Here is a 25,159-nt window from a genome sequence, read left to right as displayed (position 1 = left end):
GCCATGATGCCTTTTTTAATCCCTACGTTAAGTTTACCGCTCAATGGCTTTGGTGGTGAATAACTGCGGGTAACGCATGACATGTTTTTGTACGCCTTCGGTTTCATGCGCGAAGACCACTGCGTAGCGCAGCATGAAAGCCAGCCGCTCGCGGCTTAGCAACGAGGTGCAAGTGCGATTGGTCTGCCCGTTGGGGTCTTTGTTGGTGATGAATTCCAGATTGCTAGGGATGACTTCAAGGTTATTGTCTTTCAAGACTTTGTGTTCCATCTCGTCTGATATGGGCTTGAGCAATGCTGTTAAATTCAACTTTTCTTCTTCGCGGAAGTAGTTGAATTTGGCCTCTTGATAAGAAGGAGTGACATAAAACGCACCCTGAATTGGTTGGACATCGGCGTCGTCATACTCCATGTTGTTAGAGAAGATCACCAACTGGGTGATGTTTGCAAAGCACTTGAATTTGGGGTTTTCGAACCGTTTATTGATACGGTCTCGTTCCGTCACTATACCCCTCACGGTTATTAGGTTTTTTAACCTCAATGAACACCAAAGGCATGCCGTTGATTAGCAATGTGATGTCAGGTCGAAACTCTTCATCACCGTTTTGGTAGGTCAGTTCGGTCACGACATGAGAGTCATTATTGTTGATGTTCTCGAAGTCGATCAGCCTGGTACCGGAACGGTCCGTAAGCTTGTTGTAGAAAGCTTGACCAAGATCATCGTTGTCTAAAGCGAGTTTCACATCTACCCACATACGATCAACATCGGCATCGGCCACGCCGGGATTGATCTTGCTGATTGCGGATTTAAACAAATCGGGAAAGAGGTTGGATTCCAAATCCCATCGCTGTTCCTTCAGCGATAAGTATTGGTAACTGAGGCGAACCAAATGCAGGATGACTGGAATCTTGACGCGCGTGTCTTCAGTGAACTTCATGTAATCCCTTATAAGAAAGTTAAGCTTATTTAACCAGCGCCGTCTAAATCAGATGTGGTCAGCAATTTTGGGTCCATTTCAAAACACACCCAATACATTATGAATCTGACATGATAATTCATTTCCTAAACATCTAAATTAGTCACGTCCAATGCATTTTTAACAATAAAATCTCTACGAGGCTCAACAACATCACCCATCAAGGTTGTAAAAATCTCATCCGCAGCAATAGCATCTTCTATTCTTACTCTGAGTAATCTGCGACTGTTCGAATCTAACGTCGTTTCCCAAAGTTGTTCGGGGTTCATCTCTCCCAACCCTTTATAACGCTGTATATGCTGACCTTTTTTTACTTCCCTCATCATCCAATCAAACGCTTCTTTAAAACTATTTATATTCTGTTTCTTCTCACCCATCTGAATGAAGGAGTCATCGCTGAACATACTGTAAGTATCTACTGCATATTGGGCAAATTTTCGATAATCATTACCTGTGAAAAAACTATTCTGCAAAACAAATGTTTTGGTATTGCTATGTAGCCTTTTATTCACAATGATTGAAAAATCATCCACGGAACGGTAATCCAATTCAATATTAAAGAGTGATTTTTCAACTGATTTTAATAATAGCGATTCCAGCTGTCCTATCCATGCAACTAATTCTCCTTTGCTTTGCTTGATTTCATCGGTAATGACAGGCATATATACAATATTTTCCAGAAAAATATCGTCGTACTTTCGCGATAATCGATTGATTATGCTAACCACCTCTACATACTGTTTAGCCAGTTTTTCAAGCCCTTGCCCTTGAATTGGCGGGGCATTTGGGACGGTAAACAACTGTGCTTTATCCAAAGCCATTTGGATTAAATATTCATTTAAACCGGCGTCATCTTTAACGTAATGCTCCTGTTTTCCCTTTTTAACTTTATATAAAGGGGGCTGAGCAATATAGATGTACCCTTTTTCAATTATCTCGGGCAATTGTCTATAAAAGAATGTCAGTAATAAGGTTCTGATATGAGAGCCGTCAACGTCTGCATCTGTCATGATGATGATGCGGTGATACCGAAGTTTTGCTAAATTGTATTCATCCTTGCCTATTCCACAGCCTAAAGCTGTTATCAATGTCCCTACTTCTTCTGAAGAAATCATTTTGTCGAAACGGGCTTTTTCTACATTTAATATTTTACCCTTCAAAGGCAATATCGCTTGCGTACGCCTGTCTCGCCCCTGTTTTGCAGAACCGCCCGCTGAATCTCCTTCCACTATAAATAATTCTGATAATGCCGGGTCTTTTTCCTGACAATCGGCTAATTTACCTGGCAAGCCGGCTATATCCAATGAGGTTTTTCGGCGTGTCATTTCGCGTGCTTTTCTTGCTGCTTCCCGAGCACGCGCAGCTTCAATAATTTTTCCTATAATTGTTTTAGCGGTTTGAGGATGCTCTAACAGAAATTCCTGAAACTTTTCATTCATAGCAGATTCGACTAATGGTTTTACTTCCGACGAAACCAGCTTATCTTTTGTTTGCGAAGAAAACTTGGGATCCGGAACCTTAACTGATAATACAGCTGTCAATCCTTCTCTTGAATCATCGCCGGAAGTTGCAACTTTTTCTTTTTTTGCAATGCCACTCGATTCAATATACTGATTGATAGTTCGAGTTAATGCTCCTCTAAATCCGGCTAAATGGCTTCCACCTTCACGTTGAGGAATGTTGTTGGTATAGCAAAATACATTTTCCTGGTATGAGTCATTCCATTGCATTGCGACTTCAATCGTTACGCCTTCCCTTTCTGCTATAAAATGAAATACATCTGGAAACAAAGGTGTTTTATTTTTATTCAGATGCTCAACAAATGCGCCTATTCCACCCTCAAACTCGAACACATCTTTTTTATCTGTGCGTTCGTCTTCCAAACTGATTCTTACCCCTGAGTTAAGAAATGATAGCTCTCTTAGCCTTTTCGCCAAAATATCATAATGAAACTCAACATCTGCGAATATTTGTGGACTAGGCTTAAAATTAATTTTTGTTCCGCTTCCCTCTGTTTCGCCGACTGCAGCTAATGGAGCAACCGGTTCACCCAGAATGTATTTTTGTTTATACAACTGTCCGTTTTTCCTGACCTCAAGATTTAGCTCTTCTGATAATGCGTTTACAACAGAAACCCCTACGCCATGTAATCCACCTGATACTTTGTAGGAGTTGCTATCAAATTTACCACCCGCATGCAAAACCGTCATAATAACTTCCGCAGCAGAACGACCCTCTTCTTCATGAATATCAACTGGGATGCCTCGTCCATCATCAGTAACTGTCACTGATCCATTGCTGTGAATAATGACTTTAACTTCTTTACAATGTCCTGCCAGTGCTTCGTCGATTGAATTATCGACTACTTCAAAAACCATATGATGTAAACCCGATCCATCGTCAGTATCACCTATATACATACCTGGTCTTTTTCTGACTGCATCTAAACCTTTGAGAACCTGAATACTCGTACTGTCATATTGCTGATTATTATTTTCTGTCATGTTTTATACTTTTATTATTGTAATGTTTCACGTGAAACCATTAACTTCATCAATTTCGCCCTGTTCCACGTGAAACATTTTGAAATTGATAAGTCTACTAATGTCACCAAATTCATTAACTTCAGAGGCAGTTAGAAAAACTTGAAAACTAAGTTGCGAGAGATAGCTAAGTAATTTATTTCGATTCACCCAATCTAATTCAGCAGTGAAATCATCAATTAAAATACAGCCATTATTTTTATGTTCCATAACCATAAGTTTAATTTGGGCCAGTTTAAGAGCCAAAACAATACACTTTAGTTGCCCTCTTGAAACAAAGTCCTTGGCCAAACGTTGACCAATCATCAATAACAAATCTGACCGATGAGGACCGCTATGTGTAAAACCATAGCGTATATCTTTTTCAAGATCATTGTTAAGACTCGATAAAAAACCTTTACTTTTATCCCAACCTAATTGAAACGAAAAGGTTAAATCATCAAGAGCAATGAATTGAGTTAAAACGTCTTTAAAAACGGGCAATAAATTCTGAACATAAAGTTGTCTATATTCGTTTACGATAGTGCCGTAATTAACTAATTCATTATTCCATATTTCCAATTGCTTGAAGTTTCTCATTTTTAACAAGGCATTTCGCTGTTGCAAAGCACGCTTGTAGTTACGCCAAGCGATTAAAAAATGTTCATTCCTATTGAAAATACCCCAGTCAATAAACTCTCTTCTAATTTGCGCTCCAGCATCAAGCAAACGATAACTTTTAGGATCAATCAACAAAATAGGTAAGGAATAAGCCAAAAGATCTCTAGATTGTTGAGACTGATGATTGATTCGTATTTCACTGGATTTTCCATCCAGTCGTATGCCTAGTTGACAATTAATCCCGTTTTTTAATAAGACGTTTCCGCTTACGGTGAGTTGATTTTCGTCATGCTTGATGGCGTGTCTAATCGTTGAAGTCCTATATGACCGGGCACGACCCAGCAGAAAAATAGCTTCAAGTAACGCACTTTTACCACCAGCATTTTTGCCAAATATCAGATTAAGGCCAGGTGAAGGTATCAGTGTGGCTTTTTGAATGTTTCTAACATTGTAAATAGTGAGTTTCTGTAAACTCATAAATTACAAATCTATCCACTTAGAGGCGCATGGGCATAACAATATATCGATAAGGCTGAGCTACGGGTTCTTCAAAAATGCAACTACTCAAGTTGCTTGCTATTGAAATAACAGCTAATTCAGAATCCATATTACTTACGGCATCAAGTAAATATTGCGCGTTGAATGAGATGGTTAGCTCATCTTGATATTCAATAAATAATTCTTCTTCAGCCTCTTCATGTTCTGGGTTATGCGCTGAAATCTTTAAACTGTTAGGCGATATCTCTAAAGAAATACCTTTGTATTTTTCATTAGACAAAATAGCAACGCGGGTTAGTGCATCTTTGAGAATTTGCCTTTGGACATAAATGGGGTTACGAAAATCCTGGAGAAATACTTTATTAAAGTCGGGATAACGTGCGTCAACCAATTTTGCAGAAAAAACAATATTTTTTATGGCAACTTTAATATTGTTTGAAGAAAATTGTACTAATAGATCCGTTTCAGGATCATCCAGTAGACGCAGCAATTCCATTACGCCTTTTCTAGGAATGATTATTCTTGCCTCATATCCGGTGGGCGACTGTAATTCATTTTCATAAACAGATAAACGATGCCCATCTGAAGCAACTATCCGAATTTTAGAATTAGAAATATTAAGCATCAAACCATTCAAGTAATAACGCACATCTTGATTAGCCATGCAAAAAACAGTCTTTTCCAAAGCCACTTTTAGCAGGCCGGCATTGATATCAAATTGATTTTCAAGAGGGGTTTCAGAAAACTCAGGATAATTTTCTGCGGGCAAAGTACTTAACGAAAACCGGCTTCGCCCAGAAAGAACTTTCATTTTGTCATTTGTAAGCTCAAATTTTATCTCAGCCTGACTAGGTAATAAGCGACAAATATCCAACAACTTACGGGCGGGAATTGTTGTTTCGCCAGGCTCTGTCGAAATATCAATTTTTATATTTGCCATAATTTGAATTTCGAGATCTGTCCCTATTAATTCCAAATTATCAGATGTTAATTTCATAAACACATTTGACAGAATTGGCATAGTCTGTCTTTTTTCAATAACACTGACAATTTGCTGCAATGGAATAAGTAATTGTTCTCTATTAATAATAAATTTCATATTCTTAAAATATTTTATTATTACTATTAAACCATTGAATTTCTGTTACTAATCTCATAATATATTTTATAATCAATAGTTTATGTAACTTAATAAGTTGTATAAAACCCTGTGTATAACCACTTAACAAACAATGGTTAAAAATCAATGCATTTTTAAATCACAAATAATCACAGCTTGTTCACAGTTAATGAGACAAAGTTCTCAACAGGTTCAAATAATCTTCTTCTATTTTTGAATCCGAATCTCTTAACTCGGCAATTCTCTTGCAGGCGTTAATGACAGTGGTATGATCACGGCCGCCAAACGCTTCACCAATTTCAGGAAAACTATGAGAGGTAAGCTCTCTTGCCAGGGTCATCGCAATTTGTCTTGGCCTGGTTATAGATTGCCTCCTGTTTTTTGAAGATAAATCAGCTACACGGATTTTAAAATATTCAGCCACTGTTTTCTGAATATTTTCAATGCTTACCAATTTATCTTGAAGCGATATGAGGTCATGTAAGGCCTCTTTAACAAACTCTGTTGTAATTTCCCTGCCGGTGAATTGGGAATTTGCAATAACCCTTCTTAGAGCCCCTTCTAAGTCTCGTACATTGGATGGAATTCGCTTACCAATAAAAAACGCTACATCTTGTGGTAACTCAACATTGACTAAAGCTGCCTTTTTCATAAGAATAGCAGCCCTTGTTTCGAGATCAGGCGGCTCAATAGCAACAGGTAATCCCCAACCAAACCTTGATTTTAGGCGATCCTCAAGACCTACTATTTCTTTGGGGTACTTGTCACAGGTTAAAACGACTTGGTGCTTATTTTCCAATAACGTATTAAACGTATGGAAAAATTCTTCTTGCGAACGCTCTTTTCCGGCAAAGAATTGTATATCGTCGATCAGCAGAGTATCTACTCCACGATAATATTCTTTGAATGTATTAATTGCATTTTGCTGCAAGGCTTTAACCATGTCCTGCACGAATTTTTCTGAGTGCAGATAGACAACGTTAGCCGATGGATTTTTCAATAATATGGCATTGCCAATGGCATGCATCATATGGGTTTTGCCTAATCCCGATGCGCCATAAATGAGAAGCGGATTGTATGCTTTTCCAATATTTTCAGAAACCTGAATGGACGCAGCTTTTGCCAGCTGGTTTGATTTTCCTTCTACAAAATTATCAAAGGTAAATGCGCGATTTAAAAAATTTGGTCTGGCTTTTTTTGTTTCACTTGATTTATTAGATTGCAATGGTAAAGATGTAAGGGTTTTTTTTGATCCTATTTCAAGCGTTAAGGTCAAATTACCATTTGAAAATTCATCAATTGCATTTTCAAGTTTATTTAAATGATGTTCTTTAACCCAATCAAGAACAAAACGGTTAGGCGCCAAAAGTTTGATATGATCGTCGCTTTCCAGCGCTTGTAAAGGCCTGATCCATGTGCTGAACTCGGAAGGTGCTATTTCGTTTTCAAGTTTGACTAGACAGTTATTCCAGATGGAGCTCATTAGTAATTTTGATTAACAGATTAAGTGTTGTGACGACAAAATATGGGTCATTGTAACATGAAACAAAGTCAGTTTAATTGACAAAATAGGTCAAGCTGATTTATTATCCCGAATCTTTTTATCCGTTTTTAATTAACAACCACTTCTTCAGGATACAGACCAATGAAAAGAACTTATCAACCGAGTAAAATCAAACGTGCAAGAACTCATGGTTTTCGTGCAAGAATGGCAACAAGAGGCGGTCGTAAAGTTCTCAACGCTCGCAGAGCGAAAGGCCGTGTCAAATTGTCTGTCTAGTCTTTGAATAAGATATTAAGTTTCCCTCCCTATTTAAGGTTAAGGAAGCCAGCAGAATATAAAAAGGTATTTGCCAATCCTGTAAAGTCAAGCGATAGCTATTTTACGCTACTAGCAATAAGCAATCAGACTTACTCCCCAAGGCTTGGCTTGGCAATTGCTAAAAAAAACATTAAGCGAGCTGTAGATAGAAACAGACTTAAAAGAACAGTTCGCGAGAGCTTTAGAATGCAACAGCATAAGTTATCCAATATTGACATAGTTGTTTTAGCACGAAGAAGTGCAGTTGATGTTTCTCCAGAAGTATTGAGAAAGTCATTGGAAAAACATTGGCTTAGGTTGGTAACCCGATGCGAATCTTGCTCATAGCAGTCATAAAGTTTTATAAATACTTTATAAGTCCGTTGCTAGGGAATAGCTGTCGTTTTCATCCAAGCTGTTCAAGTTATGCCTTAGAGGCGCTTCATGTGTATGGGGCGGCCAAAGGCTCCTATCTTACGATCAGAAGATTACTCAGATGTCACCCTTTTCATGAGGGTGGATTTGACCCAGTTCCAAAAAATTTTGGTAAAAAAAATGGATAACATAAGATTTATACTGATTGTCATTTTTGCAATGATAAGTTACATGCTGTGGCAAGCATGGCAAATTGATTACGGTCCAAAGCCTGCTGTAGCAATCTCTGATCAGCCTGAAGTAGCAACTAAGGGTGATTTACCAGCAACAGTAGATTCGTCTGATTTGTCTCAAACTCAAGACAGGAGCGACGTAAACGCGCCTTTGGCCTCTATTTCCACTGCCGGACAAATCATTAAAGTAAAAACGGATGTCTTGGCACTTGAGATCAATACTCAAGGCGGAACTTTACAAAATCTTGATTTAATCAACTATCCTTTAGAAAAATATAATACTGTTGTTCAAAGAATCAGAGAAACATTTGGCTTGTCTCCTTCTGTAAAAGACACCACTCCTATTCGTCTTTTCAATACTGATAAAGAAAAATTATTTCTGGCACAAAGTGGTTTGATTGCCGAAAACAGTACTTTAAGTGCTGCCAATCACCATAGTGTGTTCACGGCCGAAAAGAATAATTATGAAATGACAGAGGGGCAAGACACTATTGAAGTCCCTCTGACATGGACTGACGGTAAAGGCTTGGTCGTAACAAAGACTCTGGTATTAAAAAGAGGAAGTTACGAAATAAGCTTACTTCAAAATGTAAAAAATAATGGTGCAACTCCCTGGTCTGGCCGGCAATACAGCCAATTATTGAGAACCCCTTATACTGATGCATCTGCTAATAGCTTTATCAGAACATATGCAGGAGGAGTGGTTTACACGGACGAAGATAAATATCAAAAAGTCGACTTCGACGACATGGCTAAAGAAAATTTAGAGATCAAAACTTTAGGCGGTTGGAGCGCTATGATTCAGCACTATTTTGCTGCTGCTTGGGTACCCCCTAAAGATGAAGAAAATAATTTTTATACCAAAGACCTTAAAGACTTTCGCTATGTCATAGGCTCTTACTCGCCTATTAAAACAGTTGAACCTAATCAGCAAGTTGAATTTGCCGCACAATTGTTTGCAGGTCCTAAAATTCAACCTATGTTAGAGAAAGTTGCTACGGGTCTTGAGCTAACGGTTGATTATGGCTGGCTGACAATTGTAGCTAAACCTATTTACTGGTTATTGAACCAAATCTACGGGTTTACCGCTAACTGGGGTTTTGCAATTATCGGCGTAACACTTACTATTAAATTACTGTTTTTTAAACTGTCACAGGCCAGTTTTATTTCAATGGCCAAAATGCGCAAAATCCAACCTCGATTGAAAGAACTTCAAGAGAGATTTGCTGATGACAGGCAGCGGTTTAACAAAGAAATGATGGATTTATACAAGCGGGAAAAAGTGAATCCATTGGGCGGTTGTTTGCCAATTCTTGTTCAAATACCGGTATTCATTTCGTTATATTGGGTATTAGTAGAAACGGTGGAACTTCGCCAAGCCCCTTTTGCAATGTGGTTGCAGGATTTATCTGCTCAAGATCCATTTTATATTTTGCCAATTTTAATGGGCATCACGATGAAGATTCAGCAGAGTTTGAATCCAGCTCCCATTGATCCATTACAGGCAAAAATTATAAAGATGTTTCCTCTTGTATTTACAGTATTTTTCCTCTTCTTCCCATCCGGGTTAGTAATGTACTGGGTCGTTAACAATACGTTATCTATCATTCAACAATGGTATATAACCAAAGGAATAGAAGAAGCCAAGTAATACTGTGTGGATATTATAACTGTTGATACCATTGCAGCAATCGCTACACCGCCGGGAAACGGCGGTGTAGGCATCATTAGAGTATCAGGCTCTGATGTCACAAAAATAGCCCAACAAATCATCAACAGGCCCCTAAAGGCCAGATTTGCGCTATTCACAACCTTTAGTGATCAAGACGGATCCATCATTGATTCGGGTATCACTCTGTATTTTCCCGCCCCGGCCTCTTATACAGGCGAAGACGTTTTAGAACTTCAAGCTCACGGCGGCTCAATAATTTTAGATATTTTGCTAAAAAGAGTTTTATCGCTTGGTGCCCGTATTGCGAGGCCTGGTGAATTCACTGAACGCGCATTTTTAAATAATAAAATTGATCTGGCGCAAGCTGAAGCGGTTGCTGATTTGATTGAAAGCAGCACAGAGCAATCAGCGCGTTCAGCACAGAAATCCTTACAAGGATTATTTTCCAGGCAGATTAACGAAATGGTTGACCAACTGACTGAGTTGAGAGCCTATGTAGAAGCCGCCATCGATTTTGTTGATGAAGAGATAGATTTTCTATCAGATGGTATGGTGGAAAGTAAGATTGAGAATATAGCCAATCAAATTCAAACCATATTGAATACAGCGTATCAAGGAAGGCTATTAAGAGACGGTTATACGATAGTATTAGCAGGTAAACCCAATGCGGGTAAATCCAGCTTGTTGAATGCCTTAGCAGGCCACGATGCGGCAATAGTGACTGACATTGCCGGTACTACACGTGACGTGTTGAGAGAGAAAATCCAAATTGATGGTATGCCGTTACATATCATCGATACTGCCGGTTTAAGAGAAAGCGATAATCCCGTCGAAAAAGAAGGCATACGAAGAGCTCATGAAGAAATCAAAAAGGCAGATGAAATATTGCTTTTAATTGATGTAAAAGATCCCGAACACCAATCTATAGTAGCCAGCTTTTCATCTGATGCCCACATCACAAAAATTTATAACAAAATAGATCTGTTAGGCGTTGACCCTGAAATTAGTCATTCCACACAAGGTACACAGATTTATCTATCCCTTAGAACAGGTCAAGGAATGGAGTTATTGAAGCAACACTTAAAGGAAAGCGCCGGTTTTAAAGGCAATAATGAAAATGTATTTATAGCAAGAAGAAGGCATATAGAAGCTTTGCAAAAAAGTTTAAATTTTGTGCAATCCGCTTTAATGCAATTAAAAAACAGCAAAGCAGGTGAATTAGTCGCAGAAGACCTAAAGCTGGCTCAACAAGGTCTTACTGAGATAACCGGGGAATTTAGTTCGGATGACCTATTAGGAAAGATTTTTTCCAGCTTCTGTATAGGAAAGTAAAGCCTGTTAAACAGTGAAAACAAAGACTAAACAAAGAGCAATAAAACGATAATAACAATATTTATAACAAAGACTTACACAATATCAACACCCTTCTTAGTTTCTTTTCTTTATCCTTTACTTATCCTTTCTTTACACCCATACTACACCCAGGCATATTTTAGGTGTAAGAGGTGTAAACCCCATGAAGATTACCATTGAAAAGCGTCTCAACAAAACCGGCGACAAGCTAAACATTCGACTTGTTTACTGGTACGGCTCCTATACAGATGAAAACGGCAAACTCAAGCACACTCGAAAGCTTGAGCAGTTAGAACAATTTCTCTACTCAAAACCTAAAAATCCACTAGAAACGCAGTACAACAAAGACACCGAAAAGCTAATTGAAAATATCCGCGCCAAACGAATAACCGAGGCAGCACAAGGCCAGCACGGCTTTACTGATGCAGTAAAAACAAAGACTCAATTCTGGCCGTTTTTCGACGGCATCATGAAGGATAAAACCGGTTCTAATCATTCAATATGGCTTGGTTGTAAAGTCCACCTGAAAAAATACGCACCTGATGAATCATTATCATTTGAGCAGATAACCGCCGAATGGATAACGGGAGCGCGTGACTATTTAGAAAAGAAGGCCACCGGCAAAACTGGCAACAAGCTAAGCAAAAACACAGCAAGCACCTACTTCAACAAATTACGCACTGTAATCAACACGGCAGCGACTAAGGGCATACTGCACCGAAACCCATTAACCGAAATTCCAGGCATCAAGGCCGAAACATCTGAGCGGGTTTATTTGAGCATTGAAGAGGTGCGCGCGCTGGCTGTTACCGATTGCCGCTATGAAGTTTTAAAACGGGGCTTTTTATTTAGCTGTGTAACCGGCTTACGTTGGAGTGATATTCAAAAATTGGATTGGGAGCAGGTGAGCATTTTAAACGGCGGCCACAGGATAACATTCAGTCAACAAAAAACAAAAACCCTTCAATACTTGGATATCACCCCCCAGGCTTTTAAATTGATGGGCGAGCAGCAAAAGGCCGGACGTGTCTTTGAAGGCTTGCGTTATTCAAACTGGATGAATGTCGCACTCCTTCAATGGTGCATGGCGGCAGGGATAAGCAAGCACGTTACCTTTCATGCTGGTCGTCATACTTTCGCCGTTTCACTTTTAAGCAATGGCACCGATATTTACACCGTATCAAAGCTTTTAGGCCATTCTGAGGTAAAAACAACACAGATTTACGCTGATGTTATCGACAGTGTACGCCGTGACGCCATGCACAAGATACCGGACATAGGGCTTAATTATGGCGGATAACAGCTCTAACTATTACGATATTGAAGCAATAAAGGGCTTTGTTGATAAGGTCAGTGCGAATCACGACAAAGCCTATAACAATATGATTCAGGCCAAAAGGCTAGGCACTGAGCCACCAATAGATGATCTTACGGCTGATATCTCAAAAGATGAAATGCTGGCAGCTATGCGCGCATTAGCGGCGGTTGTTTATGCTGGGGCTGATTTAAAAAAAGAGCTGGGCCTAAGAAAAAAGAAGGCCAAAAAGCGAGCCAAAGCACGACTTCATGATGAAACAATTCACTCTGAAGAGTTTGGCATTGTTTGCGCGTACGTGGCAAAAGAGATACGGCATAAGCAAGCAGTCCAAGAAATTATTAGCCTTCGCCATGTTGGGGAAAGGGCAGCAGAAGAATTTATTGCAAAGATGAAGCCAGTGGCGATTCAAGTTAATGAGTTGCGGCGAGATGTAGAACGGCAGCTAGAGAAACCTGTTTAGTAAAATTGTTACCGCAGAGAAAAACGAAAAAACTAGCTCGTTTTTTAAATTCCATACAAGCATTAATTTACTGACTCCTTCAAATAAATGAAACCGGAGTCAATAAATGTCATCCCTCACTTTGCAAGATATCGCGTCCAGGCTAGATATTTTAACCACCGCGGTATTATCAAATAAATCAGCACTCACCATTGAAGAAGCAAGCGCCTACATGGGCCTAAGTCTTTCTCAAATTTACAAACTCACTTCAACGCAGGCTATCCCGCACTATAAACCGCGCGGAAAAATGCTGTACTTCGACAGAAACGAGTTAGATTCATGGTTACTACAACGAAGAGTTAAAACAGTTTCAGAAATTGAAGAGGCGGCAATCAATCACGTTAACGGATTGAGGGCTTAATCATGGAGAGAATAGGCACCACCCACGCGGCAAACGTGGGCAGCACAACAACAGGCAGAAAACATTCTACAGACGCAGCGAGTCAGCGGCAACGACTTTTAGAATGGTTGCGCCAACGTCCAATCACTACGATACAAGCAAGGCAGCGTCTCGACATCATGTCACCGGCTCCGAGAATTTTAGAGCTGAGACAGCAAGGCTTTAACATTGTCACGCACTGGACGACCGAAAATAACCACCGAATTGCAATGTATGTTTTGCTTGATGGGGGCTCTGATGAATAGTTTCATACATGGCGACATCATCGAGCAATTCAAAAATGCAATGCAAGAGTTTGGCATCGAGCCGCCAACAAACATTGTTGCAGATGGTAATTTGCACCGATTCAAAATAGATTCAAAATTAAACGGCGCTTATGTCCTGCATTTGGACAGTAAACCGGCTGGCTTTTTCCAAGATTTCAAAACCGGAGTCAAACAAACTTGGAAGGCGGCGGGCGGCTATATGCCTTTAAGCGAGTTTCAGAAACAACAGCTCACCAAAAAGCGATTGATTGATGAGCAATCACGGCAGGCGTTAGAAGTTTCAAAACATCGTGATGCAGCAATCAAGGCCAATACTATTTGGCAATCAGCTCCGGCAGCAACAGCAAGCAAAACCTATTTGGTAAAAAAACAGATTCAACCACATAGTGCACGATTGGGGCGTGACAATACGCTGATTATCCCGATTTACGCACCTAACAAGTCACTGGTAAACCTGCAATTCATTTCACCTACTGGAGGCAAGCGATTCTTAGCAGGTGGCAGAAAAAAAGGCTGTTTTGCTGTTATCCGAGGCACTGCCGAAAGGATATTGATTTGTGAAGGTTGGGCGACCGGAGCAAGTCTGAATGAGTCAACAGGTCATCAAGTCTTTATCGCTCTTGATGCTGGAAACCTTGCACCGGTTGCGGTCGAAATCAGAAAGCTTTTTCCTGATTCTGAAATAGTTATTTGCGGCGATAACGATCTATCCGGAGTTGGGCAAAAAGCCGCTCATGATGCTGCACTGGCTTGTAATGGCCTGTATCTGCTACCTGATACGGCTGGACATGACTTTAACGATGAAATCAATGCGGGGCGTATCTAATGGATGAAGCGCCACAAACAGATGATGTTATTGATTTCTCGAAAGCTGAAAAGCCAAACGACACTGATGATGCCACTAAAGAAAGTGACGACCAGGCCATAAAGCGATTATCGGCACTCACACCTATTGAATATGAGCGCGTAAGGGCTGAAGAGGCCGCAAAACTTGGTATCAGAGCGGCGATGCTAGACAGACTGATTAAAGGCTCACAAAAAGCGGACGAGTCAACCAACACGATGCAGATTGAGAGCGTTGACGCGTGGCCTGATTCGATAAACCCGGACGCTTTATTGACTGAAGTCTCAGATTGCATCAAGAGATTTATTGTTTGTCCACCTGAAACGGCAACGGCAGCAACGTTATGGATTGCAATGACACACTTTATTGAAGTCATACACGTAGCACCGTTAGCCGTTATCACGGCACCTGAAAAGCGCTGTGGAAAATCTCAACTTCTTACCCTCATAGGCAAGCTGGCTGATAAGCCGTTGGTTGCATCAAACATCTCACCGGCTGCACTGTTTCGCTCTATTGAGAAATGGGGGCCAACTTTATTGATTGATGAAGCTGATGCGTTTATGAAGGATAACGAAGAGCTTCGAGGGATTATTAATTGCGGACACACCCGGGACAGCGCGTTCATTATCCGCACTGTTGGCGATAATCATGAGCCTACAATTTTTAATGTGTGGGGGGCAAAGGCGATATCAGGAATTGGTCATCTACCAGGTACCATTATGGATCGGGCTGTAATTCTGGAATTAAGGCGCAAGCTACCGGGCGAGAATGTAAGCAGGTTACGCCATGCAACAGATTCATTATTCAAGACACTGGCGGCAAAACTGGTTCGTTTTTCGAATGACTACAGCGATAAAGTTAAAGCGGCACGTCCACACTTACCACCGCAACTGAATGATAGAGCGCAGGATAACTGGGAGCCATTACTAGCGATTGCTCAGGTTGCTGGTGGGCGCTGGCCTGAACTAGCAAAAAGAGCAGCTATTCAACTTTCAGAGACGGAAACATCACCTAGCGTTGGCGTGGAATTGCTATCCGATATTGAAGAGATATTTGAAATACAGCTTATCGATAAGATATTTACTTGTGACTTGATAGCGTCTCTTTGCGCTGATGATGAAAAATCTTGGTCGACTTATAACCGTGGAAAACCGATATCACCACGACAAGTTTCAACTCGGCTCAATGGCTACGGGATTAAGTCTAAAGATATTAGAATCGGATGTGACCATAAGAAAGGATATTACAAGGCACAATTTGAAGAAGCATTTAGCCGTTACGTCCATGGCAACAGCGTTACGTTAGCCGACCCCCCCTTTTCAAGCGTGACAACGCGACACTCCACGAATGACGCGGCTTACAGTGTCACGGATAGAAAACCTGTCGCGCGACATCCCGACTTATCCGCGACAACGCGACAAGTTGAAAATGTCACGGATAACCAGAATGTCACGGATAAAACGCGACAGCACGGATATGAAAATCTATCCGCGACACCCCAAGCCACGAACGGCGCGGGTTGTCACGTTGTCACGGATAAAACACCCCCACAGAGCAATGAAGCGTATGACGAAATGGAGTTTTTTTGATGAGCGCATTATCCAAAATCAGAAAAGAGGGTTTTAGCGTTACTTTGGTGGATGGCCTTATAGGGCTCGCTCCAAAAGAAAAGCTATCAGATGAACAGCGTAGTTATCTGAAAGAGCATAAAGCGGCAATCATTGAAGAGCTGCAACGAGAAACCAGTGAATTAGATTTATGGGTTGATTGCTTCACGCCAAACGGTGATTTGCTGAGAGTAAAGGCCGATAGCCCGGAGCATGCTCTTTGGTTGGCGAGAGTAAACCCCAGGCCAAAGGTTACGCATGAAGCGCAAGATTTGCCCTGATTGCGGCAGGACGTTTAACCAGGCTGGCAAGTGGCAAGTAATTTGTAGACGCTGTTATGCGATTTCAAAGTCTGGCGATTCTTTCAAGAAAGACGGTGTGCATATTGAGGTTGACCTACTAAAAAAGATTCGATTGCTTTGTCATCCAGATAAGCATGATGGTTCTGAATTATCAACCAGCGTCACGGCAGAGATTAATTTGCTGATGAACAAGATTAAATCGTTACACGATGGAAAGATTAAAAACGGACACGCGTGTCCGATTTGAGAATGACAGGGGCTATACCCCCCCTACCAGGGTAAAAAATCAAAGAGTTGTTTTATCCTGACCACGCCCGAAAGCTTTCTCATGCAAGGCTTAACTTTTCTGGCAATTTCGCCATAGTAAAAAACCAAGAGGTTATTGAAAATGATTAGAAAAACACCACGCCAATTGAGGCAAGAAAAACTGTTTATACCGTTAACAGTCAATCAAGAGGATATTGAAACAGCCGAAAGATTAAAACCCGACTGGCTAGATGCTGAAGAGGGCGCTATATGGGACAGGCTTGCACCGTTAGCCAGTTTTACCGGGCGACTAACTGAGCAATATTCCGAGGCATTTGCAGAGTATTGTTGCTTGCGAGTCAGAATCATAAACATCCGGCGCGAATTGAATAAAACAGGTTGGTTTTACGTGACAGAGGGCAGGCATGGAGAGCAAAGAAAGTTGAAACCGGAGGCCATGCAATACAACGACGACTACCGAAAATGGCAAGCCTTATCATCCAAGTTTGGCATGACACCCGGAAGCGTTAAAAATCTAAAGGTTGTTGAGCCTGAAGAAGATGACGGCTTTGATGCGCTGTGATGTGCAAGATTTAGTAAATAATCGATGATGCGCACATAGTCGCCAATAGGCTTGATGGGCGAGATTATGAATTTGTTGAGCTGGGATTTTGGGGCGGCCTAATCTTTGCGGCTATTGATTTTGAAAATGCCGAGCGCACAGATTGCACCAATGACGACTTTGATAGTGATATTCCATTCTAAGAATCTCTAACCACATTAAGGCCGGGATCATACCCCGGCTTTTTTTTGTCCGAAATTCAGTGAAACCCAGCTTTAAGCGAGAGCAGACCTACACGTTGGCATTGCTTTTTAATTGTCGTGGCGTGGTGGTGATATTTGGCGGCTGAGTTCTGCAATGGGGCGGCTTTTACACCTATATTACACTCAAGAATAAGTAAATGACGAGTAAGTTATTGTTTATTATTGTTATTTTTAAACTCTTCACTTAATGTATAGGCAAGTAAGCGGGAAACATAACTTTCAGAAGAAATCGGGACGTCTGAAAAAAACGTCCCGATATTTTATGACTTAAAGCATGCCTTTTAAGTCTTGAAATGCTTTTAATGCCATTTCAAGATGTTCTTTAGCACCTTTTATATCATCAACTTTGCCCGCTGAGCGAGCTTTTTTGAGGTGAAGGTTTGCACGTGAACGAGCGACATCCACTTTATCATTAGCGTTGATTTCCTTGCTCATATCAATTGCTTCTTTAGTGAGTTCGGTAACAGCAGGAGCATCACTCGCTTCAGCTGCAGTAATAGCAGCTTTGATTTTTTCAAGAGTCAGATCAATAGCTTTACCAGGTGCATAGGTAATTCTTCCAGCGTCCGCTTCTGCCATGACAGCTGTTGATACTGCGCCCATTGAACAGGCGATTGCTAAAGAAAGCACTAATTTTTTATAATTTTTCATTTTTTTATTTATCCTCATAATTTATTTAAAAGAGATTATTTTTAGCAGTTATGCAGCCTGACACTTCCACAGGGCATGCCGCCCACCGCCGAACATTCTTGCATCAGTCGATTAAATTCCATCCACACGGGTCATGGCCGAACTTAATCTAAAACCCAGGTAGAATGCGAGAGTTCGTTTATTAGGAAAATGTAAAGAATATGCTGGGTACCGCATAGTAATTATAAGAAGCAAATCCACTTACATTCCGCGCCGATTCTAACACAGACGTAATTAATAACAACCGAATAAAATAGGGTTTTTATTCATTATCGCTTTTTATAACAACATCGACACTATCACCGTTACAACTGATCAACAATAAGATTGGCGAGCAGCAAACCGGGCAATCTTCATAATAATCCTGATAATCAACGGAAGTATCGATAAGAATGGAAATATTTTCACCGCAATGCGGACAGTCAATTAAACATTCATCTAACAAAGACATGCTTAGACTTTTCTAAGTAATGCATCAAGCCAGCTAATTGGCAAAACGCGTTTCAAAAATGCAAATAGATAGGTAGGAAAAGTCACATAATAACGGAGTTTAGGTCTTTTAGATTCAAGAGCGTGTATCACTTTTTCAGAAACAGCTTCAGCAGGCAAAGTAAAGGGAACAGCAGGCCCTTCTTTTTGCAATCTAGTTTCCATTTTTAAGTACGTTTTTTGATGGAAACTCTTTGAAATATTGATATTTTTTTTGTAGAGAATGAAAGCGTTCTTTCTAAAATCGCTCAGAATCGGACCGGGTTCAATTATCGATAAATGGATTCCAGTTCCGTGAAGCTCTAATCTTAAAGTATCGGCTAGACCTTCCAAGGCAAATTTGCTGGCATTATAGGCTCCCCTATAAGTCATAGCGACAAGCCCTAATACTGAACTGTTGTAGATAATTCTTCCTGAGTTCTGTTGACGCATGAGCGGGATTACACGATTAGTCAATTCATGCGTACCAAACAAATTCGTTTCAAATTGCTCTCGTAATACTTCTCGTGATAAATCTTCTACTGCGCCAGGTTGGCCAAATGCACCGTTATTGAATAATGCATCCAGCTTTCCATTAGTCAAAACAATGATTTGATCTATCGCTTCCTGAATACTTCGACTGTCTGCCAAATCCAGTCTGACTGATTCAAAGCCCTCCTGAATCAATCGATCCACATCCTCTTGTTTTCTTGCTGAGGTAAAAACACGATGACCGCGCATCTTCAGTTGGGTGGCTGTTGTATAACCAATTCCAGTCGAGCACCCAGTAATCAGAATTGTTTTTTTGTCATTCATCTAAAGCGGGTAATCAAAGATAGACAATTTATTTCAATTCATCTTCAGTTAAAAAGATGCCTCTTCCCGTGCTGCAGTCCACTAAAATAACCAGTTTTTCTAATGTACTTTTGATGTTTAATTCAGAAGATTCAACTCGTGCACATTGTCCTGTGCTTAAGACTTTTTCAGCAGCCAGCCTTCTTAACTTTTCTACATCATTTAAACGGGTTTCAAATTTTTTAACCAAATCAGGCAGATTGTCCGAATCATAAGGCGGGATAGCGTAAGCTGAATATTTATCGGGATTATCCCTGATTAATTGCTGATTTGCTTCACTCTCAATTTTGGCTTCAATCAGTAACTGCTGTTTTTTTTGCTGACGCTCAATTTCCTCAAGTTCCTGTGATTCCTGAAGTTCAGCCTGTTTAGATTTTTCGGTATTTTTATCAATGGACGCGCCGGTTTTAAAATTTATCTCTACCGCATTTTGGCTATTAGCGCAAGGTTTGGACTGATAAGCCGTTTTACCGTTCTCATCAACACACTTGTAAGCACCCGCTTCACAAAGATTCGAGCATATGATTCCTAGAATCAGAACAGTGAATCGCATTGATGTAATCTCGTTAGCCAGTAATAGAATGAATTTCTAAAATTAATGGACCAATTATAAGCTAGTCTCGTAACTTTTGCCCGCCTTGATAAAAAGATGTTTCTTCATACTTGCTGTTGTAAAGCATAAATGTCACTGACGTTAACAACATCAGTGCGGTGAAAAACCAAAAATAGTTTGCACCTTCCAAATAATTGCTCACGCTGGGATTACTGATAAAAAAATTAACGGCGCTCGTAAATAGATTACCTACGGCAATAGAGAGGGAATAAAAAGCCATAATAAAAGATTTCATGGAATTTGGTGCCTGTGTGTAAGAAAACTCCAAACAGGTAACCGATACCATTACCTCTGCTGCGGTCAATAAACAATAGGCCAATAATTGCCAACCGATTGAGGGCTGCAAACCAGTATCAATCTGCATTTGCAGTACTGCAGGAATTGAGAATGCAGCTGTTGTAAAAAAAAGCCCCAACTTGATTTTTGTCATGGCAGACAAACGAATGAAACGGCTCATGAAGGGATAGAAGTAATAGTTGAAAAGCGGTACCAGAATCATGATTAATAATGGATTAGCCGCCTGGATTTGGGACGGTAACAACTCTATCCCCAGAAGGTGGCGATCCATTTTTTGGGCTTGCAGCACCCAGGAAGATCCAATCTGCTCGAATAAAGCCCAAAACACTGCGATAAATAAATAGACCGGAAACAGCTTGATAAGTGTTTTACGGCCTTGAGGACTAAAAACATCCTTTAAAAAAGAAACGCCAGCTGGAGGAATATGGACGAACCGGAATCGGCCTGACCAAAAGATGACCGTTGCCGCTCCCATCACAATACCGGGTAGTCCAAAGGCCCATGATGGTCCATAGGTTTTCAATAACCACGGGATTATCAGCATCGAAGCAAAAGCGCCCAGGTTAATGGAAAAATAAAACCATCCGAATGTTTTATTAATCAAATAGCTGTTACTTGAGCTGAATTGATCCCCTACATGCGCTGAAACACAAGGTTTAATTCCGCCTGCACCGATAGCAATCAATCCCTGACCCAGTAACATTCCAAAAAGCGTGTGATCAAAAGCCAAAGCCAAATGCCCAAAACAATAAACAACTGACAAAAAAAGAATTGTTCGATATTTCCCTAACAGGCCATCCGCCAACACAGCTCCTAAAAGTGGCATGAAATAAACAGCCGATACAAACAAATGAAAATAGGCTTGGGCCTCCTGTTCACTCAGCACATCAGGTTGATCGGATGCATCGAGTAAATATTGAGTCATGAACACAACCAGAATTGCCCGCATTCCGTAGTAACTGAAACGTTCAGCCGCTTCATTGGCAATGATATAAGGAATTCCCGATGGCATTGTCCTTATGGATTCGGGTTTTATTAAATATTTAGCCATCAAAATGTCACCGTTTGGCTTGATTTGTCTTTTGTAATAACAATAACACTATGAAATCTTTTAAAGAACTTATTACTATTAGCAACCGCTTTTTCTGTGTATAAGCGCTTTTAGCTTATTTCTATCAACAGATTAGATGTTCGCATAACTTGTTGGTGAAAACTGTTTTATATGTGACTGGATTGTGGATAACAAAAAATTTAAAACTTATACACATTTGTCAACAGGAATGAACACCTGTTACCCACAAAGTTACTCGCTATCGATGAAACCTGCATACCGTTAAAATAATGAACCTTTAAGCCGTTTTATGGTATATCGTTGCGGCGGGATAGAAGACCGCAAAATGACTGTGCCGGATTAAACAATTGGATAACGTGGAATATGACTGAGGAAAATACAAATCAAGCAGCGTTGCTAAAACTCAAGCACTTTATTAACCAGGAGATTATTGGTCAGGAAGTTTTGGTTGAAAGAATGTTGATTGCCTTGCTGGCTGATGGTCACATATTGGTCGAAGGTGCTCCGGGTTTGGCAAAAACCAGAGCCATAAATGTATTAAGTCGAGGGGTTGAAGGCGATTTTCACCGTGTTCAGTTTACGCCTGATTTATTACCTGCCGATTTGACAGGTACTGAAATTTACCGGCCACAGCAAGGTACATTTGAATTTCAAAGAGGTCCGTTATTTCATAACTTAATTTTGGCCGATGAGATCAACCGGGCGCCCGCCAAAGTTCAGGCTGCATTGCTTGAAGCAATGGCTGAACGGCAGATTACGGTGGGTGGTGCAACCTATGCCTTACCTTCATTATTCATGGTGATGGCAACTCAAAATCCAATTGAGCAGGAAGGCACTTATCCTTTGCCTGAAGCACAGCTGGATAGATTTTTGTTGCATATCAAAATTGATTATCCACAGTCTGAACATGAAAAAAGTATTCTGCATTTAGCCAGAAAAGAGGCGGGTCAAGCGCTGGATGCAAAAAAAACAGCCATCCAACCGGTAACCCAACAGATACTATTTCAGGCGCGCAAGGAAGTGCTCGATATATTCATGGCTGATAATCTTGAAGACTATTTATTACAAATTGTTTTGGCTACCCGTAATCCGGGTGTTTATGGCAGTGATTTGGCCGGATGGCTGCAGTATGGCGCCAGTCCAAGGGCCAGCATTGCACTGGATCGTTGCGCAAGAGCAAAAGCTTGGCTTGATCAGCGGGATTTTGTGGGTCCTGAGGATATTCAGGACATTGCTTTTGATGTTTTACGCCATCGGCTTATTCTGTCTTATGAAGCCGAAGCTGAAGGCGTTACAGCCGATCATATCATTAAAGAATTGATCGCCAGAATTGCTGTACCGTAATGTTTTTTAAAGAAAAAAAATCATCTCAGCAGGCACCAGCGAGTGATGATCGAGTGAGTGTACAACTGAAAAACCTGATCAATTTGTCTCAGTCGGCCGGTGTTCTAAGGTTGCATCATGCATCTATTCGTTCACTGCAGAGCGGTGGTTATGTTTCAAGGTTTAAAGGCCGGGGTATGGAATTTGATGAAACACGGCTTTATCAACCGGGAGATGATATTCGCAGCATTGACTGGCGAGTGACTGCCCGGACAGGGAAAACTCATACTAAATTGTTCAGGGAAGAGCGTGAGAAGCCGGTTTTTGTGTCAGTTGATTTCAGGGCAACCATGCGTTTTGCGACACGGGGTGTGTTTAAATCGGTACAAGCCGCGCGTTTGGCAGCGTTGATTGCCTGGGCAGCGCAACAGCAAGGCGATAAGATTGGCGGGCAATTATTTGAGGATAACCGGTGCGTCGACATCAAACCCCAAAGCGGACGCCATGGAGTCTTACGTTTGTTTCATGAGTTAATCAAGCCGGTAAAAAACGAACTCAGTGAATTTACTCTTGAAAAAGCGCTCACCCGATTAAATCATCATACCCGGCCGGGCAGCCTGATCTATATCATCAGTGATTTCAGGGGTCTAAATCAAAATGCAGAAAATCACCTGAGACGATTAACCCGGCATTGCGATGTCGTGCTTGTGTTTGTTTACGATACATTGGAACGTGATCTGCCGCGGCAAGGTCGCTACAGACTGACCGATGAAATAAATGAAGTCGTAATTGATACGTCGGATAAACAGCGCGTTGTAAACTACCATAAAAGATTTATTGATCACAGCCGGCATCTTGAAAACTTAGCCAAGAAATGGGCGATGACTTTAATTCAGTGCAGCACGACGGACGATCCGGTTCAGAGTTTACGTTAAATGGAATCAGCCCAATTACCGCTTAAAGATATTCATTTACCCGATGCTATAGGCTGGTGGCCTCCTGCATTGGGTTGGTGGCTGTTGGTAATTTTGATACCGCTTATGATTTTATTGCTTGTTAAGCTGATGAGGTATATCACGCGATCGACTGCGATAAAATCAGCAAAAAGAATACTAACGGAGATAAAACAGGATGCCGCTAAAAATGAAGTGGACAAACTAAGGGATATTTCAATTTTATTGCGCAGAGTCGCAGTCAGTGTAGCGCCAAGGCAAAATATTGCCGGCTTAACCGGGCAAGCCTGGCTAGACTTTCTGGATCAGGGTATGAAGGATAAACCTTTCACTCAAGGTATTGGTCAATGTTTGATCAACACACCTTATCAAAATAAAACATCCATTAATGTTGATATCAACCAGTTAATACTGCTGTGTCAACAGTGGCTGAAAGTGCAGGCAAAACGAAAAAAATGATCGATTTTGAATGGCCCTGGATGCTGTTGAGCATGCCTTTACCTTTTATCATGCGTTGGCTATTGCCGCCTGTTCAACCCGCAGAACAAGCCGCATTAAAGATTCCTTTTCTATCTGATTTTGCAGATGAAAGTTTGCATGGACCGATGCAACCCGCAAAATGGCATTTGTTATGGGCCGTCATTGCCTGGGTGCTGCTGGTGATTGCATCAGCCCGTCCCCAATGGCTTGGAGAGCCCATTGAGCAAGGCGTAAGCGGTCGTGATCTGATGTTGGCGGTCGATGTTTCCGGCAGTATGTTGGCCGATGATTTTATCGTCAATAAAAACAGATTGGACCGATTAACCGCAACCAAGTGGGTGGTCGGTGAGTTTATCAACCGACGGGTTGGTGACCGGGTCGGATTGATTTTGTTTGGTACACGCGCTTTTTTACAAACACCGCTGACTTTTGACAGAAATACCGTAAAAACATTATTGGATGAATCCTTTATAGGCATCACCGAGGATGATCCCAACACATCCATAGGCGATGCCATAGGTTTGGCCGTCAAAAAACTGTCCAATGAACAAGCCGATAGCCGGGTGTTGATCTTGTTAACTGATGGCGTCGATACCTCTAGCCAAGTTCCACCTTTGAAGGCAGCAGAATTGGCCGCTGCCAGTCAATTAAAGATATATACGGTCGGAATAGGATCTAATCACCCTTATTACCGGTCTCAATTTCCAATGGATGAAAAACTGCTGGCTGATATTGCCGAAATCACCGGCGGTCAGTATTTTCGGGCCAGAAATACAGAAGAGCTGGATACCATTTATAAAGTACTCGATCAACTGGAACCGGTGGAAAAGGATAAGCAATACTTTAGGCCCCGAACTGAGTTATTTTACTGGCCTTTGGCAATGGCTTTATTTCTTGCAGCAGGTTTGTTGGGTCTGCGATTGAGGTGAG

The 25,159-nt window shown here is 41.0% G+C and carries 29 protein-coding genes; 18 read left to right on the top strand and 11 right to left on the bottom strand.

The features are described 5' to 3' along the window. Nucleotides 1–33 precede the first annotated feature (33 nt). The 6 genes from GO003_RS04960 to dnaA all read right to left on the bottom strand — a co-directional run bounded on the left by GO003_RS04960 (nt 34) and on the right by dnaA (nt 7,220). Nucleotides 34–504, bottom strand: coding sequence for a hypothetical protein (locus tag GO003_RS04960; RefSeq protein ID WP_206444835.1), 471 nt, complete (start codon nt 502–504; stop codon nt 34–36). Next, on the bottom strand, nt 479–937 hold the full coding sequence (locus GO003_RS04955; protein ID WP_206444834.1) for a type I restriction endonuclease: 459 nt from the start codon (nt 935–937) through the stop codon (nt 479–481). The genes GO003_RS04960 and GO003_RS04955 overlap by 26 nt, the downstream gene beginning before the upstream one ends. Before the next feature lie 125 nt (nt 938–1,062). After that, the gene (gene gyrB, locus GO003_RS04950) at nt 1,063–3,480 is read right to left on the bottom strand and encodes a DNA topoisomerase (ATP-hydrolyzing) subunit B (RefSeq protein ID WP_159659513.1); all 2,418 of its coding nucleotides are present in this window, start codon (nt 3,478–3,480) and stop codon (nt 1,063–1,065) included. A 27-nt stretch (nt 3,481–3,507) separates the two neighbouring features. Further along, nucleotides 3,508–4,596, bottom strand: a complete 1,089-nt coding sequence (recF, locus tag GO003_RS04945; RefSeq protein ID WP_159659512.1) for a DNA replication/repair protein RecF — start codon at nt 4,594–4,596, stop codon at nt 3,508–3,510. 19 nt (nt 4,597–4,615) lie between these two features. Next, nucleotides 4,616–5,716: a DNA polymerase III subunit beta gene (gene dnaN / locus GO003_RS04940; RefSeq protein WP_159659511.1), complete on the bottom strand. Its 1,101-nt coding sequence runs from the start codon at nt 5,714–5,716 to the stop codon at nt 4,616–4,618. A gap of 187 nt (nt 5,717–5,903) precedes the next feature. Continuing rightward, a complete protein-coding gene (gene dnaA / locus GO003_RS04935) occupies nt 5,904–7,220 on the bottom strand; it encodes a chromosomal replication initiator protein DnaA (RefSeq protein ID WP_159659510.1) in 1,317 nt (438 codons plus the stop codon). 162 nt (nt 7,221–7,382) lie between these two features. Between dnaA and rpmH the strand changes: the two genes are divergently transcribed. The 14 genes from rpmH to GO003_RS04865 all read left to right on the top strand — a co-directional run bounded on the left by rpmH (nt 7,383) and on the right by GO003_RS04865 (nt 17,236). Then, a complete protein-coding gene (gene rpmH, locus GO003_RS04930) occupies nt 7,383–7,517 on the top strand; it encodes a 50S ribosomal protein L34 (RefSeq protein WP_159659509.1) in 135 nt (44 codons plus the stop codon). Between the two features lie 3 nt (nt 7,518–7,520). Next, the gene (rnpA, locus tag GO003_RS04925) at nt 7,521–7,886 is read left to right on the top strand and encodes a ribonuclease P protein component (RefSeq protein WP_159659508.1); all 366 of its coding nucleotides are present in this window, start codon (nt 7,521–7,523) and stop codon (nt 7,884–7,886) included. Next, nucleotides 7,868–8,101: a membrane protein insertion efficiency factor YidD gene (gene yidD, locus GO003_RS04920; protein WP_159659507.1), complete on the top strand. Its 234-nt coding sequence runs from the start codon at nt 7,868–7,870 to the stop codon at nt 8,099–8,101. The genes rnpA and yidD overlap by 19 nt, the downstream gene beginning before the upstream one ends. After that, on the top strand, nt 8,094–9,797 hold the full coding sequence (gene yidC / locus GO003_RS04915; protein ID WP_159659506.1) for a membrane protein insertase YidC: 1,704 nt from the start codon (nt 8,094–8,096) through the stop codon (nt 9,795–9,797). Before yidD ends, yidC begins: the two co-directional genes overlap by 8 nt. 6 nt (nt 9,798–9,803) lie before the next feature. Then, on the top strand, nt 9,804–11,150 hold the full coding sequence (gene mnmE, locus GO003_RS04910; RefSeq protein ID WP_206444833.1) for a tRNA uridine-5-carboxymethylaminomethyl(34) synthesis GTPase MnmE: 1,347 nt from the start codon (nt 9,804–9,806) through the stop codon (nt 11,148–11,150). Between the two features lie 184 nt (nt 11,151–11,334). Continuing rightward, on the top strand, nt 11,335–12,471 hold the full coding sequence (locus GO003_RS04905) for a site-specific integrase (RefSeq protein ID WP_159659505.1): 1,137 nt from the start codon (nt 11,335–11,337) through the stop codon (nt 12,469–12,471). Continuing rightward, nucleotides 12,461–12,949 (top strand): hypothetical protein, encoded by a 489-nt coding sequence (locus GO003_RS04900; RefSeq protein ID WP_159659504.1) that lies wholly within the window; start codon nt 12,461–12,463, stop codon nt 12,947–12,949. Before GO003_RS04905 ends, GO003_RS04900 begins: the two co-directional genes overlap by 11 nt. Nucleotides 12,950–13,055: 106 nt before the next feature. After that, nucleotides 13,056–13,349 carry a helix-turn-helix domain-containing protein gene (locus GO003_RS04895; protein ID WP_159659503.1) on the top strand — a complete coding sequence of 98 codons (294 nt, stop codon included), beginning with the start codon at nt 13,056–13,058 and terminating at the stop codon, nt 13,347–13,349. Nucleotides 13,350–13,351: 2 nt separating this feature from the next. Then, entirely contained in the window at nt 13,352–13,633 is a 282-nt protein-coding gene (locus GO003_RS04890) for a helix-turn-helix domain-containing protein (protein ID WP_159659502.1), read from the top strand. Beyond that, nucleotides 13,626–14,480, top strand: a complete 855-nt coding sequence (locus tag GO003_RS04885; protein WP_159659501.1) for a toprim domain-containing protein — start codon at nt 13,626–13,628, stop codon at nt 14,478–14,480. Before GO003_RS04890 ends, GO003_RS04885 begins: the two co-directional genes overlap by 8 nt. Next, nucleotides 14,480–16,087 (top strand): DUF3631 domain-containing protein, encoded by a 1,608-nt coding sequence (locus GO003_RS04880; protein WP_159659500.1) that lies wholly within the window; start codon nt 14,480–14,482, stop codon nt 16,085–16,087. Before GO003_RS04885 ends, GO003_RS04880 begins: the two co-directional genes overlap by 1 nt. After that, complete coding sequence (locus tag GO003_RS04875; RefSeq protein ID WP_159659499.1) at nt 16,087–16,386, top strand: hypothetical protein; 300 nt, start codon at nt 16,087–16,089, stop codon at nt 16,384–16,386. Before GO003_RS04880 ends, GO003_RS04875 begins: the two co-directional genes overlap by 1 nt. Beyond that, entirely contained in the window at nt 16,364–16,654 is a 291-nt protein-coding gene (locus tag GO003_RS04870; RefSeq protein ID WP_159659498.1) for a hypothetical protein, read from the top strand. Before GO003_RS04875 ends, GO003_RS04870 begins: the two co-directional genes overlap by 23 nt. A gap of 141 nt (nt 16,655–16,795) precedes the next feature. Next, entirely contained in the window at nt 16,796–17,236 is a 441-nt protein-coding gene (locus GO003_RS04865) for a P27 family phage terminase small subunit (RefSeq protein ID WP_159659497.1), read from the top strand. Nucleotides 17,237–17,745: 509 nt separating this feature from the next. Here GO003_RS04865 and GO003_RS04860 read toward each other — a convergent pair. From GO003_RS04860 to GO003_RS04840, 5 genes are all read right to left on the bottom strand, one after another. Then, nucleotides 17,746–18,129 (bottom strand): hypothetical protein, encoded by a 384-nt coding sequence (locus tag GO003_RS04860; RefSeq protein WP_159659496.1) that lies wholly within the window; start codon nt 18,127–18,129, stop codon nt 17,746–17,748. Nucleotides 18,130–18,430: 301 nt separating this feature from the next. Next, a complete protein-coding gene (locus GO003_RS04855) occupies nt 18,431–18,619 on the bottom strand; it encodes a CPXCG motif-containing cysteine-rich protein (RefSeq protein WP_159659495.1) in 189 nt (62 codons plus the stop codon). 2 nt (nt 18,620–18,621) lie between these two features. Beyond that, the gene (locus tag GO003_RS04850; RefSeq protein ID WP_159659494.1) at nt 18,622–19,452 is read right to left on the bottom strand and encodes an SDR family oxidoreductase; all 831 of its coding nucleotides are present in this window, start codon (nt 19,450–19,452) and stop codon (nt 18,622–18,624) included. 28 nt (nt 19,453–19,480) lie between these two features. Further along, complete coding sequence (locus GO003_RS04845) at nt 19,481–20,044, bottom strand: DUF4124 domain-containing protein (protein ID WP_159659493.1); 564 nt, start codon at nt 20,042–20,044, stop codon at nt 19,481–19,483. A 61-nt stretch (nt 20,045–20,105) separates the two neighbouring features. Then, entirely contained in the window at nt 20,106–21,452 is a 1,347-nt protein-coding gene (locus GO003_RS04840; RefSeq protein ID WP_159659492.1) for a POT family MFS transporter, read from the bottom strand. A 384-nt stretch (nt 21,453–21,836) separates the two neighbouring features. Between GO003_RS04840 and GO003_RS04835 the strand changes: the two genes are divergently transcribed. Genes GO003_RS04835 through GO003_RS04820 form a run of 4 tightly spaced genes read left to right on the top strand, consistent with a single transcriptional unit; the run spans nt 21,837 to nt 25,158 of the window. Further along, nucleotides 21,837–22,817: an AAA family ATPase gene (locus tag GO003_RS04835; protein ID WP_159659491.1), complete on the top strand. Its 981-nt coding sequence runs from the start codon at nt 21,837–21,839 to the stop codon at nt 22,815–22,817. Then, on the top strand, nt 22,817–23,731 hold the full coding sequence (locus GO003_RS04830) for a DUF58 domain-containing protein (protein ID WP_159659490.1): 915 nt from the start codon (nt 22,817–22,819) through the stop codon (nt 23,729–23,731). The genes GO003_RS04835 and GO003_RS04830 overlap by 1 nt, the downstream gene beginning before the upstream one ends. Beyond that, entirely contained in the window at nt 23,732–24,208 is a 477-nt protein-coding gene (locus GO003_RS04825; protein WP_159659489.1) for a DUF4381 domain-containing protein, read from the top strand. Next, the gene (locus GO003_RS04820) at nt 24,205–25,158 is read left to right on the top strand and encodes a vWA domain-containing protein (RefSeq protein WP_159659488.1); all 954 of its coding nucleotides are present in this window, start codon (nt 24,205–24,207) and stop codon (nt 25,156–25,158) included. The genes GO003_RS04825 and GO003_RS04820 overlap by 4 nt, the downstream gene beginning before the upstream one ends. Nucleotide 25,159 lies beyond the last annotated feature (1 nt).

The sequence above is a fragment of the Methylicorpusculum oleiharenae genome (assembly GCF_009828925.2).
In the GTDB taxonomy this organism is placed as follows: domain Bacteria; phylum Pseudomonadota; class Gammaproteobacteria; order Methylococcales; family Methylomonadaceae; genus Methylicorpusculum; species Methylicorpusculum oleiharenae.
Note: the sequence above shows the minus strand (reverse complement) of the source record. Positions and strands in the feature narration are given on the sequence as shown.